This window comes from Streptomyces sp. NBRC 110611, from assembly GCF_001590865.1.
Taxonomy (GTDB): Bacteria; Actinomycetota; Actinomycetes; order Streptomycetales; family Streptomycetaceae; genus Streptomyces.
This window is the reverse complement of the sequence record NZ_BBUY01000004.1, coordinates 240,333-257,422: the sequence shown is the minus strand read 5'-3', so window position 1 is coordinate 257,422 and position 17,090 is coordinate 240,333. Positions and strand designations below refer to the sequence as shown.

The following is a 17,090-nucleotide window of genomic DNA, read 5'->3' as shown; positions in this document are numbered from 1 at the left end:
AGAGACGGCGAGAAAGTCAAAAGGCTTGCGGGGCGTCGCGACGGGCGCCACGGCGAGAATCCGCACGGCGCCGCAGACGAAAGCGTGGGAAGCGAGCCGAGCGCAGCGAAAAGCGCAGCGTGAAGACAAGGTTCAGGACGATTGCCACCAGGCACCCCGTGCTGATGCCGGAGTCCAGGACGACCAGGAGGTCCTCGGGGAGGTGGTGGTAGAAGTCGGGTGCGGCGATGGGGATCAGGCCGATGCCGATGGCGGCGGCCACGATCAGGGCGTTGTCGCCCTTTTCCAGCGCGGCGGAGGCCAGTGTCTGGATGCCGCTGGCGGCGACCGAGCCGAAGAGGACGATGCCGGCGCCGCCCAGGACCGGCAGCGGGACCAGTGAGATGACGGAGGCGGCCACCGGGGACAGGCCCAGTACCAGGAGGATCAGACCGCTGGTCGCCACGACGAAGCGGCTGCGCACCCTGGTCATCGCGACCAGGCCGATGTTCTGGGCGAAGGCGCTGTTGGCGAAGCCGTTGAAGAGGGGGCTGAGGGCCGTGCCGAGGGCGTCGGCGCGCAGGCCGCCCTCGATGGTGCGCTCGTCCGCCGGGCGATCGACGATCTTGCCGAGGGCGAGCATGTCGGCTGTCGACTCGGTCATGCAGACCAGCATCACGATGCACATGGAGACGATGGCGGCGATGTCGAACCGCGGGGCGCCGAAGTGGAAGGGCGTCGGGAAGCCGATCAGGTCCGCCCTGGCGAGCGCGGAGAAGTCCGTGATGCCGACGGGTATGGCGATCAGGGTGCCGGCTATCAGGCCGAGCAGGATCGCGATCTGCTGGAGGAAGCCGCGCAGCACTCGGCGCAGTACGAGCACGATCAGGAAGGTCAGCGCGGCCATTCCGACGTTCGTGAGGGAACCATAGCCGGGGGCTTGGGAGTTACCTCCCCGGGACCAGTTGAACGCGACGGGGAGGAGCGAGATACCGATGAGAGTGATGACGGTGCCGGTGACCACCGGCGGGAAGAAGCGCAGGAGTCTGGAGAAGTAGGGGGCGAGCAGAAAGCCGAGCACACCGGCGACGATCACCGCGCCGAAGATGACCGGCAGTGCGTCGTGGGGGCCCGCGGTCTCGCCGATGGCGACCATCGGTGTGACACCGGCGAACGACACGCCGTTGACGAAGGGGAGTCGGGCACCGACCTTCCAGAAGCCGAGGGTCTGAAGGAGCGTGGCGATTCCCGCGGTGAAGAGGCAGGCGCCCATCAGGAAGGCGGTCTCGGTGGCGCTCAGCCCGCAGGCCGGGCCCACGATCATCGGCGGAGCCACCACACCGGCGTACATCGCGGCCACGTGCTGGAGGCCGCTGGTGAACATCTTGAAGGGCGGGAGGGTCTCGTCGACCGGATGTTTCCGGTCCTCCTCGGACTTCTGCCCGGTCGGTGCGGCCACTGCGGGCCTCCTTCGATTTCTGCTCCGCCTCAAGGGGGCGGGCGAGGCTGTCACGGAGGTCTTGCCAGGTGGTGCGTGGTGCGAGGAGCCGCTGGTGAGCGGTGCGCGGTGAGGGCGCGGTGGGGCGGTGCGGTGGGGCGGTGCGGTAGGAGTGCGGTGGGGCGCGCTGGGGGCGCGTGCAGGCAGACGGAGGACGGGGGGCGGACCGGCCCGGGGGGCGGAGAGGGCCGCGCCCGGCGTCGTGCGCCGCTTGTGGATCCGAGCGGAACGAAGAGCGGGATCCACTCGGATCCACAAGGTCGGCCGGGAGCCGTCCCTCCCGGCCGAGTCCTGGGGTGTGGCGTCGGCCGTGCGGCGCCGCCGTCGTCTCAGCCCTCGGCGGCGATCCGGGCCAGGCGCCGGGCCTCGGCCCGCGTGGTGCGGGCGAGGGCGTCCTCGTCGATGTGCAGCAGACGGCCGTGTTCGACGACCGGCCGGCCGTTGACGAGGGAGAGCGTGACCGGCGCCGCGGCTCCGAAGACGAGTGCGGTCACCGGGTCCGCGATGGAGGAGTGGGCGAGCGTGTCCAGGTTCCAGAGCACCAGGTCGGCGAGCTTGCCCGGCTCCAGGGAGCCGATCTCGGTGGCCCGGCCGAGCACCTGCGCACCGCCGTGGGTGCCCAGGCGCAGCGCCTGGCGGGCGTTGAGCGCGGCCTCGCGGTGGGCGCCGAGGCGGTTGATGAGCAGGGCGTTGCGCAACTCGGTGTGGAGTTCGCCGGATTCGTTGGAGGCGGTGCCGTCCACGCCGAGGCCGACCGGGACGCCGGCGGCGAGCATGTCCGGGACGCGGGCGATACCGGCGGCCAGCCGTGCGTTGGACGAAGGGCAGTGCGCCACGCCCGTCTTCGTACGGGCGAAGGCGGCGATGTCGGAATCGTTCATGTGAACGCAGTGGGCCATCCACACGTCCTCGCCGAGCCAGCCGGTGGACTCGAAGTAGTCGGTCGGGCCCATGCCGAAGAGCTCGTGGCAGAACTTCTCCTCCTCGACCGTCTCCGAGCCGTGCGTATGCATCCGTACGCCGAGCCGGCGGGCGAGCTCCGCACCCTGCCGGAGCAGTTCGGTGGAGATGGAGAAGGGCGAGCAGGGGGCGACGGCGACCTGGGTCATCGCCCCGAAGGAGGCGTCGTGGTGCTTCTTGACGGTCTCCTCGGTGGCGGCGAGCGCGCCCTCAAGGGTCTCCACCGCGAAGTCCGGTGGCAGGCCGCCGTCCTTCTCGCTGCGGTCCATGGAGCCACGGGCCAGGGTGAAGCGGACGCCCGTCTCGGAGGCGGCGCGGATGATGGCACCGGAGAGGTCGCCGGAGCCCTTGGGGTAGACGTAGTGGTGGTCCATGGCGGTGGTGACGCCGCCGCGGGCCATCATCGCCAGCGATCCCCGCGCGGCCGCGGACACCATCGGCTCGTCGATACGGGACCAGGTCGGGTAGAGCGCGACCAGCCAGTTGAAGAGGTTGTGGTCGGTGGCCAGGCCGCGGGTGATCCACTGGTAGAAGTGGTGGTGGGTGTTGACCAGGCCCGGGGTGGCCAGGTGGCCGGTGCCGTCGATCCGGCGGACCACGTTCTCCAGCCCCTCGGGGGCATTGCCCGCGCCGACCGACTCGATCGTGTTGTCGGCGACGACCAGGTACCCGGAGGCGTACTCGGTGTCGTTGGCGTCCACGGTCGCGATCGCACAGTTCTCGATGACGATGCGCTGGGCTGCCGATGGTGCCATCGTGCTTCCTCTTCTCAGTGGGGGATGGGGGTACCCCCTGCTCGAGCGAAGTCGAGAGCTTGGGGGAGGGCACGGCAGACCGTGGGGGGATTTGAGTGCCGGAGCCGCTCAGAGGTTGGTCAGGTCCACCGGGATCCGCGGTTCCACACCGTCGCGCAGGACAGTTGCCTCGATCAGGCCGTACGGACGGTCCGCCGCGTAGTAGACCTCATTGTCGTTCTTGAGCCCGAACGGCTCCAGATCCACCAGGAAGTGGTGCTTGTTCGGGAGGGAGAACCGCACCTCGTCGATCTCGGCGCGGTGGTTGATGATGCGCGAACCCATCTGGTACAGGGTCTGCTGGAGCGAGAGGCTGTAGGTCTCGGCGAAGGCGTGCAGCATATGTTTCTTCACCTGCTCGTACGACCGCTCCCAGTGGGGCATCCGCTGCTCGTCGTCGGTCCAGTTGAACCGCCAGCGGCCGGACACCTGCGTGGCGAGGATGCGGTCGTAGGCCTCCTGGAGTGTTGTGTACTTGTCCTTGACGTAGCCCCAGAACTCCGAGTTGGTGGAGTTCATCACCACCAGGTCCTTGAGGCCGGAGATGACCTGCCACTGCTCGCCGTCGTAGGTGATCTCGGTGAGGCGGACCTCCTGGCCCTTGCGGACGAAGGAGTGCTTGACCTCGTCGGCGCCGATGAACCGGGAGTTGGCGTCGGAGGTCTCGATCCGCTCCCAGGCGTACTCCTCGATGCGGATACGGGCCCGCTTGATCGGCTCCTGGCTGGTGACGAAGTGCCGGGCCAGGTGGATGCCGAACTGCTCGGCCGACTCGATCCCGTACTCCTTGGCGAAGGCGTACACGGTGTTCTTGGTGGTGTCGGTGGGCAGGCAGTTGGCGTTGGAGCCGGAGAGGTGCACCTCCTCCAGGTCGCCGGAGAGGGCGATGGAGACGTTCAGATCCTTGATGTGGTGGGTGGCGCCCTCCCGCGTGATCCTGACGACACGGTTCTCTGCCTTGCCGTACTGGTTCTGTCCCAGAAGCACAGGGCGGGCCGGGCGGGAAATGTCTGTCATCTTCTGCTAGCTCCCTCGGTAAACGGAGTAGCCGAACGGGTTGAGCAGCAGCGGTACGTGGTAGTGCTCGCCCGGCTCGACGGCGAAGGTGATCACTACCTCGGGGAAGAACGGACCGCTGTCCCGATTCGCGGGGGCGTCCTGCTGCGCATCGGCTCGCTTCTTCTCGAAGTACGGTTCGACGGCGAAGTCGAGCCGTACCTGGGTGGTGCCTTCCGGCAGCGCCGGCAGATTCTTGCAGCGCCCGTCCGCGTCGGTGGCGGACGCGCCGTGGACGGTCCAGGCTCCGTCGCGGCCGGAGCGCACCGAGAGCGTGAGGGCGACGCCCTCCGCGGGGCGGCCCACGCTGGTGTCCAGGATGTGCGTGGACACCGACGGCCGGGCGGCCGTCGCGCTGCTCATGCCGTGCCTCCTTCCGTGTTCCGCACGCTCTGCCGGCCCTCCGGGCGCTCCGCGATACGGGCCAGGCGAATGCGGTTGATCTTGCCGAGCTCGGTACGAACGATCTCTCGCTCGTGTTCCGGCGAGTTGTCGATCCTGTTACGGACCGCGTCCCGCATCTGTTCTCCGGTACGGCCGGAGGCACAGATCAGGAAGACGTGCCCGAACTTCTCCTGGTAGGCGAGGTTGAGTGCGAGCATCTCGGCCTTGAGCCCGTCGGAGGCGCCGGCCATCCCGCTCTGCTCGCGGTGCGAGACCGGGTCGCCCGGCCTGGGCCGGCCGATGGGCGGGTGTCCGGCCATCGCCTCGGCCAGGTCCGCGGCGGTCAGCTCCGCCATGGCGGCGTCGTTCGCGGCGTACAGGTCGTCGGCGGTGGCGAAGGGGCGCCGGGCGAGGATCCCGCTCCCCCACGCCCGGCTGGCGCACACCTCGTGCAGCACGGCCCGTGCCGCGCTGTCGTCGGAGGTGTTGAGCCGGGCGAGTCCCGCCTGGCGTACGGGGGTGTCCCCCGGAGAACGCTGTGTGCTCGAAGACACGGGAAGCCTCCGTGGCCTGGTGCTGGACAGCTTTGCTTGGCTGGAAACAGCTAAGACCTCTGACAACACCACGTCAACACTTTGTTGAAAACTCGGCAACGCACAAGCCGCCGTCCGGGGACATCGGACGACGGCTCCGGCGGGCGGCCGGTGAGGCGGCGGAGCAAGGGCCCGGACGTGCCCCGAGACTGCGGCCGGATCGCCTCAGTCGGTAGCCTTCGCGGCGTTCTCCCTGTTCAGGTAGTTGTAGATGGTGAAGCGGCTGACGCCCAGGGCGCCGGCGACCGTCTCGACGCCGTGCCGGATCGAGAAGGCGCCACGGGCCTCCAGGATCCGTACCACCGATTGCTTGGTCTTGCGGTCCAGCTCCGCCAGCGGCATACCGTGCCGGCGCTGGAGCTCGGCGAGGATGTGGTCGAGCGAATCCGACAGGTGCGGGAGCCGTACGGCCACCCGGTCCTGCCCCTCCCAGGCCAGTACGACATCGTCGCCCTGAGCCTGGTCCGGCGCGACCATCTCTCCGCCCATCGCGTCCACCAGCGGCTTGACCGCCTGGACGAACGGGTGGTCGGCGGGCCCGGTCACGTGGCGTCCTCCTCGCCCGGCCCGGCGTTCCCGATCACGTTGACCTGGAGGGAAACCCGGGTGGCGCCCGCCTGCAGGGACTCCCGCAGCAGCGCGGACACCGCACCGAGAATCCGATCGGCGTCGCCCTCGGCGGTATTGCCGAACGGCCCGACATCGACGGCGTCCAGCCCGGCGCCGGTGACGACGTCCCGCGCCACCAGCGCATGCGGCGGCGCCTCGTCCAGGTCGAACGGCTCCGTCGTGAACTCAACTCTCAATCGCACGCCGCTCAACCTACGCGCGGTTCGGCGCGGCCACCAGAAATTGCCCCGAGGCCCCCTTGACAGTCTCCGAGCAGGCCAGGCACTGTTCCATTGAGAGGAAAAATAATTCCACTATACGGAAGGAGCCGGTGCAGATGGGCTTCACGGACACGCGCTTCAACGTCAATCTGTCGATCCTGTTCACCGAGCTTCCGCTGCTGGAGCGGCCGGCGGCCGCGCGGGCGGCGGGCTTCACGGCGGTGGAGCTGTGGTGGCCGTGGGTGGACGCCCCGGTTCCGGAGCGGTCCGAGCTGGCCGCGCTGCGTACCGCGCTCACCGACGCCGGCACCCGGCTGGTGGGGCTGAACTTCTACGCCGGCCGGCTGCCCGGACCCGACCGCGGAGCCCTCTCGATTCCCGGGGAGGAGTCGGAGAGGTTCCGGGCCAATGTGCCGGTGGCCGTCGAGTTCGGACGGTCGCTGGGCTGCACGGCGTTCAACGCCCTGTACGGCAACCGGGTCGAGGGGGTGGATCCGGCCGCGCAGGACGAACTGGCCCTGGAGAACCTCGCCTTCGCCGCCCGGACGGTGGCCGAGGCGAACGGCACGCTGCTGATCGAGGCGCTCAACGCACCCGAGTCCCCGCACTGTCCGATCGTCTCGGCCCCCAGGGCCGTCGAGATCGTGGACGCGGTCAACGCGACGACCGGCCTGGCCAACGCCGCGTTCCTGATGGATCTCTACCACCTGTCGATGAACGGCGAGGACCTGCCGTCGGCCATCGAGACGTACGCCGCCAGGACCGGCCACGTGCAGATCGCCGACAACCCCGGCCGCGGCGCCCCCGGCACCGGCGACCTCGACTTCGTCGACCTGCTCGGCCGCCTGAAGAAGGCCGGTTACGACGGCTGGGTCGGTCTCGAGTACAAGGCCGGCGACCGCCCGAGCGCGAGCGCCTTCGCATGGCTGCCGCACCCGCTGCGGGCCGCGCACTGACGCCAGCCACGCGAGCTCCGAGAGACCAGAGTCCGCGAAGAGTTCGAGAAGAGTCCGAGAGAGGGCACCCCCATGAGCACCCACCCCACCGCTTCGTCCCGCCCGTCCCGCGCGGCTTCCTCCCGCCCGGCGGTTGCGTGGATCGGCCTCGGCATCATGGGCTCCCCCATGGCCGAGAACCTGATCAAGGCCGGCTACCCGGTCACCGGATACACGCTCGAGCAGGACAAGCTCGACCGCCTCGCCAAGAACGGTGGCACCGCCGCCGCTTCGATCGCCGAGGCCGTCCGGGACGCCGACGTGATCATCACGATGGTCCCGGCCTCCCCGCAGGTCGAGTCGGTCTGCTACGGGCCGGACGGCATCCTGGAGAACGCCAGGTCCGGTGCGCTGCTGATCGACATGTCCTCGATCACCCCACAGACCTCCGTCGACCTGGCGAAGAACGCCGGGGACAAGGGCATCCGCGTCCTGGACGCGCCCGTCTCCGGCGGCGAGGCGGGCGCCATCGAGGCCGTCCTGTCGATCATGGTCGGCGGCGAGCAGGCCGACTTCGACGCCGCGAAGCCGGTCTTCGAGGCCCTGGGCAGGACCATTGTGCTGTGCGGCCCGCACGGCTCCGGCCAGACCGTGAAGGCCGCCAACCAGCTCATCGTCGCCGTCAACATCCAGGCCTGCGCCGAGGCCGTGGTCTTCCTGGAGAAGTCCGGTGTGAACCTGGCCGCCGCGCTCGACGTCCTCAACGGAGGCCTGGCCGGCTCCACCGTCCTGACCCGCAAGAAGGACAACTTCCGTACCCGCGACTTCACGCCCGGCTTCCGGATCGACCTGCACCACAAGGACATGGGCATCGTCACCGACGCCGCCCGCAACGTCGGCGCCGCCCTGCCCGTCGGCGCCGTCGTCGCCGGCCTCGTCGCCTCCCTGCGCGCCCAGGGCGACGGCGGTCTGGACCACTCCGCACTCCTGCGCGGTGTCGAACGCCTCTCCGGACACACCACCGGGAGCTGAGCGGGGCCCCGGCCAGGGGCATCTCCCCACCAAGGGCATCTCCCCCCCCCCGCCCGGGATTCTTTCAACAAACTGTTGACGTCTGGTCGGAGCCCTTCCTACGCTCCGACATGCGGAAGGGAACTTCCGCGCTCCCGTATGGAAGGTCACCATGTCGAAGCCCACGCCGACAGCGCGCTTTCTCACTACGGAGGCCGGCGCCCCGGTCGCCGACAACCAGAACTCCGCAACCGCCGGCGTCGGCGGCCCGATCGTCCTCCAGGACCAGCACCTGCTGGAGAAGCTCGCCCGCTTCAACCGCGAGCGCATCCCGGAGCGGGTCGTGCACGCCCGCGGCTCCGGCGCGTACGGCTACTTCGAGGTGACCGACGACGTCACCGCCTTCACCCGCGCCGCCTTCCTGAACACCGTCGGCAAGCGCAGCGGAACGTTCATCCGCTTCTCGACCGTGGCCGACAACCTGGGCGGCCCGGACGCGGCCCGTGACCCGCGCGGCTTCGCCCTGAAGTTCTATACCGAAGAGGGCAATTACGACCTCGTCGGCAACAACACCCCGGTGTTCTTCATCAAGGACCCGATCAAATTCCCCGACTTCATCCACTCCCAGAAGCGCGACCCGTTCACGGGCAAACAGGAGCCGGACAACGTCTGGGACTTCTGGGCGCACGCCCCCGAGGCCACGCACCAGGTCACCTGGCTCATGGGCGACCGCGGCATCCCGGCCTCCTACCGCCACATGAACGGCTACGGCTCGCACACCTACCAGTGGACGAACGCCCAGGGCGAAGCCTTCTTCGTCAAGTACCACTTCAAGACCAACCAGGGCATCCGCTGCCTGAGCAGTGAGCAGGGCGCCGAACTGGCGGGCAAGGACCCCAACAGCCACCAGACCGACCTGCTGCAGTCCATCGAGCGGGGCGTCTACCCCTCCTGGACCCTGTACGTGCAGATCATGCCGGCGGCCGAGGCGGCCCACTACCGCTTCAACCCGTTCGACCTGACGAAGGTGTGGCCGCACGCGGACCACCCGCTGCGGCGGGTCGGCCGTCTGGTGCTGGACCGCAACCCAGACAACGTCTTCGCCGAGGTCGAGCAGTCGGCCTTCTCGCCCAACAACTTCGTGCCCGGCATCGGCCCCTCCCCGGACAAGATGCTCCAGGGCCGGCTCTTCGCCTACGCCGACGCGCACCGCTACCGTCCGGGCGTCAACCACACCCAGCTGCCGGTGAACGCCCCCAAGGCCGTCCCCGGCGGCCAGGCGAACAACTACGGCCGGGACGGTCTCATGGCCGCCAACCGCTACGACCGGCACGCCAAGAACTACGAGCCCAACTCCTGCGACGGCCCGGTGCAGACGAACGAGGCGCTCTCCGCCCCGCTCGCCGTCACCGGCCACACCGGCACCCACGAGGCCCCGGCCCACGCCAAGGACGACGACTTCTTCCAGGCCGGAGAGCTCTACCGCCTGATGTCCGAGGACGAGAAGGAGCGCCTGGTGGACAACATCGCCGGCGGCCTCTCCCAGGTCAGCCGCGACGATGTGATCGAGAAGAACCTCGCGCACTTCCACGCGGCCGACCCGGACTACGGCAGGCGCGTCGAGGCCCGGGTCCACGAACTCCGCGAGGACTGACGGGCTGCCCCCATCCCCATCCCCATCCCCTCTCCCCATCCCCCTCCCCCAGGCTCCGTCCGGCGGTGCGATGTCCTGTCGCGCCCACCTCTCGCACCGCCGGGCGGAATCCACGGCACCGGGCCCGGCATCCGTACGGTCACGGATTCCGGTCCCGGTGCGTGTCGTGTCATGGGTGCCGTGCCAGAGGTGCAGTGGCCATCGTGTCGTGCGCTCCTGCCGTCACGTGCGCCGCAGTGCACCCGCGTGCGCCCCCGACTCCCCTGATTTCTCGCCGAGAACGCGCATGCTCGGCGCAAATCGGCCACCGCCAGCGGATTTTGGAGAGACGATAGGAGCAGCAGCGGAAACCCCCGGGAAATCTCCTGCCTGCCCGTCCTGTCCGTCCCCCGCCATCCGCCAGGAGCCCACCATGGCCGACAGCGTGCCGGTGCGGTGCCCCACGTGCCGCCGCGAGAACGCCTTCACCCCGCCCACCTTCCCGTGCGCCTGCGGTGCCCCGCTGACCATGCCCGTACTCCGGGGCGGAGTGCCCGTGGAGATACGGCACCGCACCTGGCAGGCCTCCTGGGTGGAGGTGCGCTGCGCGGTCTGCGGGCGCCAGGACGAGTGGCCGGCGCCGGAGTCCGGCTGCGCCTGCGGCACGGTCGTCCGGGTCCCGGTCGTCCCGGCGCCCGGCCCGCCGCCGCCCCACGTCACCTCTCTCGGCAGGCCCGCCCCCACACCGCCACGCGCACCGACGCCGACATCGGCACCTGCATCGGCACCCAGGCCGTCCGCCGACGCCCCGCGCGCCGTCCTGCGGCCCGCCTTCCATCCGGTCACGATCCGTACGGCCCGCGACTGTGTCACGGCCGCGGAGCAGTATCTGAAGTGGCTGGGCTACCCCGATGTGGCACGGGCCCAGGAACGCACCGCCTCCGGCGTGGACCTGCGCGGCAGGGGTGTGGTCGCCCAGGTCGACCCCACCACCCGCGCCACCCAGCTGCGCGAGATCGAGTGTGTCTGGCTCAACGGTCTCAACGACTCGGCCATCGCGGTCTTCTTCTCCCTCGCCGGCTACGCCCACGACGCCCGGTCCCGCGCCGACGAACTGCACATCCCGCTGTTCGTCATGGACCTCACGGGCACCCCACAGCCGGTGAACGACCCGGCCGACGAGCTGATCAAGTACGGTGCCACCGGACGCTGAAACCATGCGCAGGCAGGACACCGAACCATTGATCATCCAGATACCGACCGACGGCGAACTTCCCGCCCTCCAGGCCATCGAGCGCGCCGCCGGTGAGCCGTTCCACGGGCTGGGGATGGCGGCGATCGCGGACGACGAGCCGCCGTCACTGGCCGAGCTGACGGCGTTCCGTCAGGCGGGGCGCGCACTGGCCGCGTACGAGGGCGGCCGGCCGGTGGCCTATCTGCTCTGGGAGCCGGTCGACGGCCGCACCCATATCGAGCAGGTGTCGGTGCATCCGGACCACGCCCGCCGGGGCATCGGCCGGGCACTCATCGACCGGGCGGAGAAGGACGGCGGTCCGGCCCCGCTGACTCTGACGACCTTCGCCGAGGTCCCGTGGAACGCGCCGTACTACCGGCGGATCGGCTTCCGGATTCTCCCCGAGGCCGAACTGGGCCCAGGCCTCCGGGCCATCCGCGCCCATGAGGCGGAGCTGGGCCTGGACCGCTGGCCACGCGTCGCCATGCGACGGGAGCCGGGCCACCCGGGCTCCCGCGCCTGACGGGCGATCAGGACGACGGCCGGCAGGCCGACAGGCCGGACATAATGACGCCATGATCGATGCGAACGCCCTCCGGTCCCTCTGCCTGGGCTTCAACGGTGCAACCGAGGAATTCCCCTTCCCTCGGCACCCGGACGTGTCGACCTTCAAGGTCGGCGGCAAGATCTTCGCGCTCAGCACGCTGACGGACGCACCGCTCACCGTGAGTCTGAAGTGCGACCCGGAGCTGGCCGAACGGCTGCGAGCGGCGCATCCGGAGGTGGTGCCCGGCTACCACCTCAACAAGCGGCACTGGAACACCGTTTCACTGACCGGCGAGCTGCCCGACCCACTGATTCGCGACATGATCGAGGACTCCTACGACCTGGTCGTGGCCTCACTGCCGCGCGCTCAGCGGCTGCTGCTCGACTGGCCCGGAGAGCAGCAGCGCTGAGCGGTACGTCGTCTCTGTATTGCCCTGTCCCGACGGGTCAGGCCCCCTGGGGTGACACCTTCCCCCACTCCTTCGCCAGCCGCTCGCGCAGCTCCACCTTGCGGACCTTGCCGCTGACGGTCATCGGGAAGGCGTCGAGGATCTCCAGGTAGCGCGGCACCTTGTAGTGCGCGAGCCGGGAGCGGCAGTAGCGGGCCAACTCGTCACGGGTGAGCGGGTCTTCGGGGTCGCGGAGGATGACACAGGCGGCGATCTCCTCGCCGTACTTCTCGTCCGGTACGCCGACGACCTGGACATCGGCGATCTTGGGGTGGGAGTAGAGGAACTCCTCGATCTCGCGCGGGTAGACGTTCTCGCCGCCGCGGATGATCATGTCCTTGATCCGGCCGACGATCCGGACGTAGCCGTCGTCGTTCATCACCGCGAGGTCCCCGGTGTGCATCCAGCGGGCGGCGTCGACGACCTCCGCGGTGCGCTCGGCGTCCTGCCAGTAGCCGAGCATCACGCTGTAGCCGCGGGTGCACAGTTCGCCCGGTGTGCCGCGCGGCACGGTCACCCCGCTCGCCGGGTCGACGACCTTGACCTCGATATGCGGCAGTACCCGTCCGACGGTCGCGGTGCGGTGCTCCAGATCGTCGTCGCGGCGGGTCTGGGTGGAGACCGGTGAGGTCTCGGTCATGCCGTAACAGATGGACACCTCGGCCATGTGCATCTCGGCGACCACCCGCTTCATCACCTCCTCCGGGCACGGTGAGCCCGCCATGATGCCCGTACGGAGCGAGGAGAGGTCGTATGCGCCGAAGTCGGGGTGGCCGAGCTCGGCGATGAACATGGTGGGCACGCCGTAGAGGGAGGTGCAGCGCTCGTCCTGGACGGCCTTCAGCGTGGCGGCGGCGTCGAAGGCGGGGGCCGGGATGACGATGCAGGCGCCGTGCGAGGTGATGCCGAGGTTGCCCATCACCATGCCGAAGCAGTGGTAGAAGGGCACCGGCAGGCACACCCGGTCGTGCTCGGTGTAGGCGAGGGTTTCGCCGACCCAGTAGCCGTTGTTCAGGATGTTGTGGTGGGAGAGGGTGGCTCCCTTGGGGAATCCGGTGGTGCCCGAGGTGTACTGGATGTTGACCGGGTCGTCGGCGCTCAGGGTCTTCTCGCACTCGCTGAGCCGGACGGACGGTACGGCGGCGCCGGCGGCCAGCAGCCCGCCCCAGGACACCGGGTCGCCGATGTAGACGACGTCCCGCAGCGCCGGGCAGTCGGCGCGCACCTGCTCGATCATCCGGCGGTAGTCGCTGGTCTTGTGGTGCACGGCGGAAACCAGGACGGTGATGCCAGCCTGGTGGAGGACGTACGCCAACTCATGGACCCGGTAGGCCGGGTTGACGTTGACGAGGATCGCCCCGAGCTTGGCGGTGGCGTACTGGACGAGGACCCATTCGGCGCAGTTGGGCGCCCAGATGCCCACCCGGTCGCCCTTGCCGACGCCCTTCGCGAGCAGGCCCAGCGCCACCTCTTCGACGGCGCGGCCCAGCTCGGTATAGGTCCAGCGGCGGCCGCTCGCCGCTTCGACCAGCGCCTCACGGTCGCCGAACCGGGCGATGGTCCGGTCCAGGTCGGCGCCGATGGTGTGCCCGAGCAGTGGCCGCCCGGCGGCTCCGCTGGTGTACGACAGCTCCTGGTGCGACGGGTTCATCGGTCGTTCTCCTCCTGGTGGGCGGTGCCAGTCCGTTGCCGTACACCTACAAGGTTGCCCGCCGGCCGGAACGAACTCCTCCAGGGACACCCGGTGTGCGCCTCGTACAGCATGGCGTGCCCGCGCGCCCCTCCTCATGCGCTCTCTCGCCCTGTCCCGTAGGCCGAACGGTCGGACATCAATCCGGTAGCAGCACAATCCGGACATGGGCGAGTACATCAAGCCTCAGGGGGAACGCGTAGGTCCTGCCACCCGCTCCCACCAGCGGAGGCTCGCGAGCGTGCGTGGCGCGAACACCACGACTGAGCGACGAAGCGACATTCACCTGTTCACGGAGGTACCAAGAGGTATGGACTCACCGCCTAGCGATCACAAGGATCACGATGCGACGCGCGGCGCACCTGTGCGGGACTCCGCGGCCCCCGTCGGCGGGGATGGTTCTTCCGGTCCGCGCGCATTGGACCGGAGCGTTCTGCACCGGGTGACCGCCGCGTCGGCAATGGGCAACGCCATAGAGTGGTTCGACTACGGCGTGTACGGCTATCTCGCCGCGTCGATCGGCAATGCTTTCTTTCCCGGTAATGATGCAACGACGAAGCTGCTGTCGACCTTCGGCGTACTGGCTGTCTCCTTTGTCGTCCGGCCTCTCGGGGGTATGGTCTTCGGTCCCCTCGGAGACAAGATCGGCCGCCAGCGGGTGCTGGTGCTCACCATTACCCTCATGTCCGTGTCCACCGCGGCGATCGGGCTCCTCCCCACCTACGCCACCATCGGGGTGTGGGCGCCGGTACTGCTCGTCCTGTGCCGGCTCGTCCAGGGGTTCTCCACCGGCGGCGAGTACGGTGGCGCGGCGACGTACATGGCCGAGTGCGCACCGGACCGGAAACGCGGATTCTACGGCGCCTTCCTGGAGTTCGGCACGCTGATCGGCCTGATCTGCGGTGGGCTGCTCGCCACCACGATGTCGCTGTGGGTGAGCCAGGCCACGATCAACGCCTGGGCGTGGCGGCTGCCCTTCCTGGCCGCCCTGCCGCTGGGCGCGATCGGCCTCTACCTCCGCGCCCGTCTGGAGGACAGCCCGGTCTTCGACGAACTCGCCAGGCACAGCGAGACGTCCAAGGTTCCCTTCCGCGAGACCATGCAGCACTGGCGGCACATCCTGCTGCTGATGGGTTTCGTACTGCTGCTCAATGTCACGGACTACGGCGTACTCACGTATATGCCGACCTATCTCAACAGCGTCCTCAAACTGAGTCCGCTCCTCAGCGGACTGCTGCCGGTGATGGTGATGCTCGGCATGCTCGCGGTGATCGCGCCGATTGGTGCGCTCACCGACCGGATCGGCCGCAAGCCGGCTCTGCTGACCTCCTGTATCGGCTTCATCGTGCTCTCGGTGCCCATGGTGATGCTCATGGGCACGAAGAACCTCGCGGCCACCGTGATCGGCCTGACCGTCCTCGGCCTGCTGCTGGTGATCCTTCTCGCCTGTATCGCGTCCACCCTGCCGGCCCTCTTCCCCACCCAGGTCCGGTACAGCGCCTTCGCGATCGGCTACAACGTCTCCACCTCGGCCTTCGGCGGGACCACGCCGCTGGTCGTCACGGCACTGATCGCGGCGACGCACAGCAACCTGATGCTGGGCTGGTACATGACCGGTGCCGGGCTGATCGCGCTGGTGCCCATCCTGTTGATGCCGGAAACCGCCGGGGAGTCGCTGCGCGGACGCCGCACCCCGGGCACGGCACGGGCCTCGACGCGGCACCCCCGGGCCTCCGCGGCCACACCGCACTGACTGCCGCTGCCGGGGGCCGTGACCGAGCCAGTGCGCTCTCGGCCCCCGGCCCGGTCGACTCCCTGGTTCAGTCGGCTCCCTGGTCAGTCGGCTCTCGGATCAGCTGTGTATCTGATTCAGTTGACTCCCCTGTCGAGGCCGGACCAGTACGGTCGGCGGAGCTTGAACTTCTGGATCTTGCCGGTGGCCGTACGGGGGATGGCGGCACGGAACTCCACCGTCGTGGGCGCCTTGTAGCCGGCCATGCGCTGCTTGCAGTGGGCGATGATGTCGGTCTCCTCGGCCGTCGCGCCCTCGGCGAGAACCACCAGGGCCTTGATCGTCTCGCCCCACTTCTCGTGCGGTACGCCGATCACGGCGACCTCGGCGACCGCCGGGTGGCTGAAGATCGTGTCCTCCACCTCGATCGATGACACATTCTCACCCCCGGTGATGATCACGTCCTTCTTCCGGTCCGAGATCGTCACATGGCCGTCGGCGTCGTCGATCGTGCCGCCGTCGCCGGTGTGGAACCAGCCGTCCGCGAGCGCCTCCGCCGTCTCCTCCGGCTTGTCCCAGTACCCGTCGAGCACCGTGTTCGAGCGGGCCAGCACCTCACCGGACTCCGAGATCTTCAGCTTGACGCCGAGCGCCGGCAGCCCCGCCCGGGAGAGTTTGCGGGCCCGTTCCTCGGCGGGGAGGTCCGCGTCGGCCGGCCGGATCCGGTTGAAGGTGAGCAGCGGCGAGGTCTCCGTCAGACCGTAGAGCTGGGTGAACTCCCAGCCCAACTCCTCCTCCACACGCCGGATCGTCCTGGTCGGCGGCGGGGCTCCCGCGCAGATGATCCGTACCCGGTCGCGGCCCGGGATCTCGCCGTCCCAGGTCGCCGCGGCGTCCAGCACCATGTTCCAGACGGCCGGGGCGCCGCACATGAGCGTGACCCCGTGCTCGTCCACGCGCCGGAGGATCTCGGTGCCGTCGACCTTGCGCAGCACCACCTGCTTCACCCCCAGGCCCGCCATCACATACGGCATGCCCCAGCCGTTGCAGTGGAACATCGGCAGGGTGTGCAGGTACACATCGCGCTCCCACACCCGCGTGTGCAGACCGAAGGTCATGCCGTTGACCCAGATGTTGCGGTGGGTCAGCTGCACCCCCTTGGGCCGGGCGGTGGTGCCCGAGGTGTAGTTGATCGTCGCGGTGGCATCCTCGTCCGGATTCGACCAGGGACGCGGCTCCACGCCGAACCGCATCAGTCCGGTCTCGGTCTGCTCGCCGAGAACGAAGCGGTGGCGCGCCTTGACACCGGAGACTGCGGCGTCGAGTTCCGGGTCGACGAGGAGGACCGAGGCCCCGCTCTGCCGGACCACGTAATCGACCTCGTCGGGCTTGAGCCGGAAGTTCACCGGGACGCAGATCCGGCCGCTCATCGGTACCGCGAACAGCAGCTCCAGCAGGCGTGCGGAGTTGTGGGCGGCCACCGCCACCCGCTCGCCTTCCGCGACCCCGAGCGCGTCCAGTCCCGCCTGCCAGGCCCGGACTCGTTCGCCGAACCGCCCGTAGGTCGATTCGGGCACCGGCGGGCCCGGCTGCTGCGGCTCGTCGACCACCCCTGGGCTGTCCCGGAAACCCAGCTCGGCCCGGTCGAGGAAGTCCGCGATCGTCATCGGTGTCCGCAATTTACTGCCCTTCCCACGTTGTTGGCTTTCCCGCCGTTCCGCTGCGCTTGGCCTGCTTCCCCCGTTGTTGGCTTTCCCGCCGTGGCG

The 17,090-nt window shown here is 69.2% G+C and carries 16 protein-coding genes; 7 read left to right on the top strand and 9 right to left on the bottom strand.

Translation table 11 applies throughout. The features are described 5' to 3' along the window. Positions 1-16: 16 nt before the first annotated feature. The 7 genes from AZE13_RS12000 to AZE13_RS11970 all read right to left on the bottom strand — a co-directional run bounded on the left by AZE13_RS12000 (position 17) and on the right by AZE13_RS11970 (position 6,076). Positions 17-1,363, bottom strand: coding sequence for a nucleobase:cation symporter-2 family protein (locus AZE13_RS12000; RefSeq protein WP_258527778.1), 1,347 nt, complete (start codon positions 1,361-1,363; stop codon positions 17-19). 443 nt (positions 1,364-1,806) lie between these two features. Further along, positions 1,807-3,192, bottom strand: coding sequence for an 8-oxoguanine deaminase (locus AZE13_RS11995; RefSeq protein ID WP_066929975.1), 1,386 nt, complete (start codon positions 3,190-3,192; stop codon positions 1,807-1,809). A 108-nt stretch (positions 3,193-3,300) separates the two neighbouring features. Further along, positions 3,301-4,248 carry a factor-independent urate hydroxylase gene (gene pucL, locus AZE13_RS11990; protein WP_066929973.1) on the bottom strand — a complete coding sequence of 316 codons (948 nt, stop codon included), beginning with the start codon at positions 4,246-4,248 and terminating at the stop codon, positions 3,301-3,303. 6 nt (positions 4,249-4,254) lie between these two features. Further along, the gene (gene uraH / locus AZE13_RS11985) at positions 4,255-4,650 is read right to left on the bottom strand and encodes a hydroxyisourate hydrolase (RefSeq protein ID WP_066929972.1); all 396 of its coding nucleotides are present in this window, start codon (positions 4,648-4,650) and stop codon (positions 4,255-4,257) included. Continuing rightward, the gene (uraD, locus tag AZE13_RS11980) at positions 4,647-5,225 is read right to left on the bottom strand and encodes a 2-oxo-4-hydroxy-4-carboxy-5-ureidoimidazoline decarboxylase (RefSeq protein WP_066929970.1); all 579 of its coding nucleotides are present in this window, start codon (positions 5,223-5,225) and stop codon (positions 4,647-4,649) included. Before uraD ends, uraH begins: the two co-directional genes overlap by 4 nt. A 204-nt stretch (positions 5,226-5,429) precedes the next feature. Continuing rightward, positions 5,430-5,810, bottom strand: a complete 381-nt coding sequence (locus tag AZE13_RS11975) for a helix-turn-helix domain-containing protein (RefSeq protein ID WP_066929968.1) — start codon at positions 5,808-5,810, stop codon at positions 5,430-5,432. After that, on the bottom strand, positions 5,807-6,076 hold the full coding sequence (locus AZE13_RS11970) for a hypothetical protein (protein WP_066929966.1): 270 nt from the start codon (positions 6,074-6,076) through the stop codon (positions 5,807-5,809). The genes AZE13_RS11975 and AZE13_RS11970 overlap by 4 nt, the downstream gene beginning before the upstream one ends. Before the next feature lie 134 nt (positions 6,077-6,210). Here AZE13_RS11970 and AZE13_RS11965 point away from each other — a divergent pair, with 134 nt between their 5' ends. The 6 genes from AZE13_RS11965 to AZE13_RS11940 all read left to right on the top strand — a co-directional run bounded on the left by AZE13_RS11965 (position 6,211) and on the right by AZE13_RS11940 (position 11,863). After that, positions 6,211-7,050, top strand: coding sequence for a TIM barrel protein (locus AZE13_RS11965; protein ID WP_066929964.1), 840 nt, complete (start codon positions 6,211-6,213; stop codon positions 7,048-7,050). Positions 7,051-7,122: 72 nt separating this feature from the next. Then, positions 7,123-8,061 (top strand): 2-hydroxy-3-oxopropionate reductase, encoded by a 939-nt coding sequence (locus AZE13_RS11960; RefSeq protein WP_066929962.1) that lies wholly within the window; start codon positions 7,123-7,125, stop codon positions 8,059-8,061. Positions 8,062-8,212: 151 nt separating this feature from the next. Beyond that, positions 8,213-9,694, top strand: coding sequence for a catalase (locus AZE13_RS11955; protein WP_066929960.1), 1,482 nt, complete (start codon positions 8,213-8,215; stop codon positions 9,692-9,694). Positions 9,695-10,106: 412 nt separating this feature from the next. Beyond that, positions 10,107-10,886, top strand: coding sequence for a hypothetical protein (locus AZE13_RS11950; protein ID WP_066929958.1), 780 nt, complete (start codon positions 10,107-10,109; stop codon positions 10,884-10,886). A 4-nt stretch (positions 10,887-10,890) separates the two neighbouring features. Beyond that, positions 10,891-11,430 carry a GNAT family N-acetyltransferase gene (locus tag AZE13_RS11945; protein WP_181690328.1) on the top strand — a complete coding sequence of 180 codons (540 nt, stop codon included), beginning with the start codon at positions 10,891-10,893 and terminating at the stop codon, positions 11,428-11,430. Positions 11,431-11,482: 52 nt separating this feature from the next. Continuing rightward, a complete protein-coding gene (locus tag AZE13_RS11940; protein WP_066929953.1) occupies positions 11,483-11,863 on the top strand; it encodes an MmcQ/YjbR family DNA-binding protein in 381 nt (126 codons plus the stop codon). 37 nt (positions 11,864-11,900) lie between these two features. Here the strand turns inward: AZE13_RS11940 and AZE13_RS11935 are convergent, their stop codons facing one another. Next, a complete protein-coding gene (locus tag AZE13_RS11935; protein WP_066929951.1) occupies positions 11,901-13,553 on the bottom strand; it encodes an AMP-binding protein in 1,653 nt (550 codons plus the stop codon). A gap of 499 nt (positions 13,554-14,052) precedes the next feature. On the opposite strand from AZE13_RS11935, the gene AZE13_RS11930 reads away from it, so the two are divergent. Further along, the gene (locus tag AZE13_RS11930; RefSeq protein ID WP_066929949.1) at positions 14,053-15,345 is read left to right on the top strand and encodes an MFS transporter; all 1,293 of its coding nucleotides are present in this window, start codon (positions 14,053-14,055) and stop codon (positions 15,343-15,345) included. 116 nt (positions 15,346-15,461) lie between these two features. On the opposite strand, the gene AZE13_RS11925 is transcribed toward AZE13_RS11930, so the two are convergent. Next, the gene (locus AZE13_RS11925; protein ID WP_258527754.1) at positions 15,462-16,991 is read right to left on the bottom strand and encodes an AMP-binding protein; all 1,530 of its coding nucleotides are present in this window, start codon (positions 16,989-16,991) and stop codon (positions 15,462-15,464) included. Between the last annotated feature and the right edge of the window lie 99 nt (positions 16,992-17,090).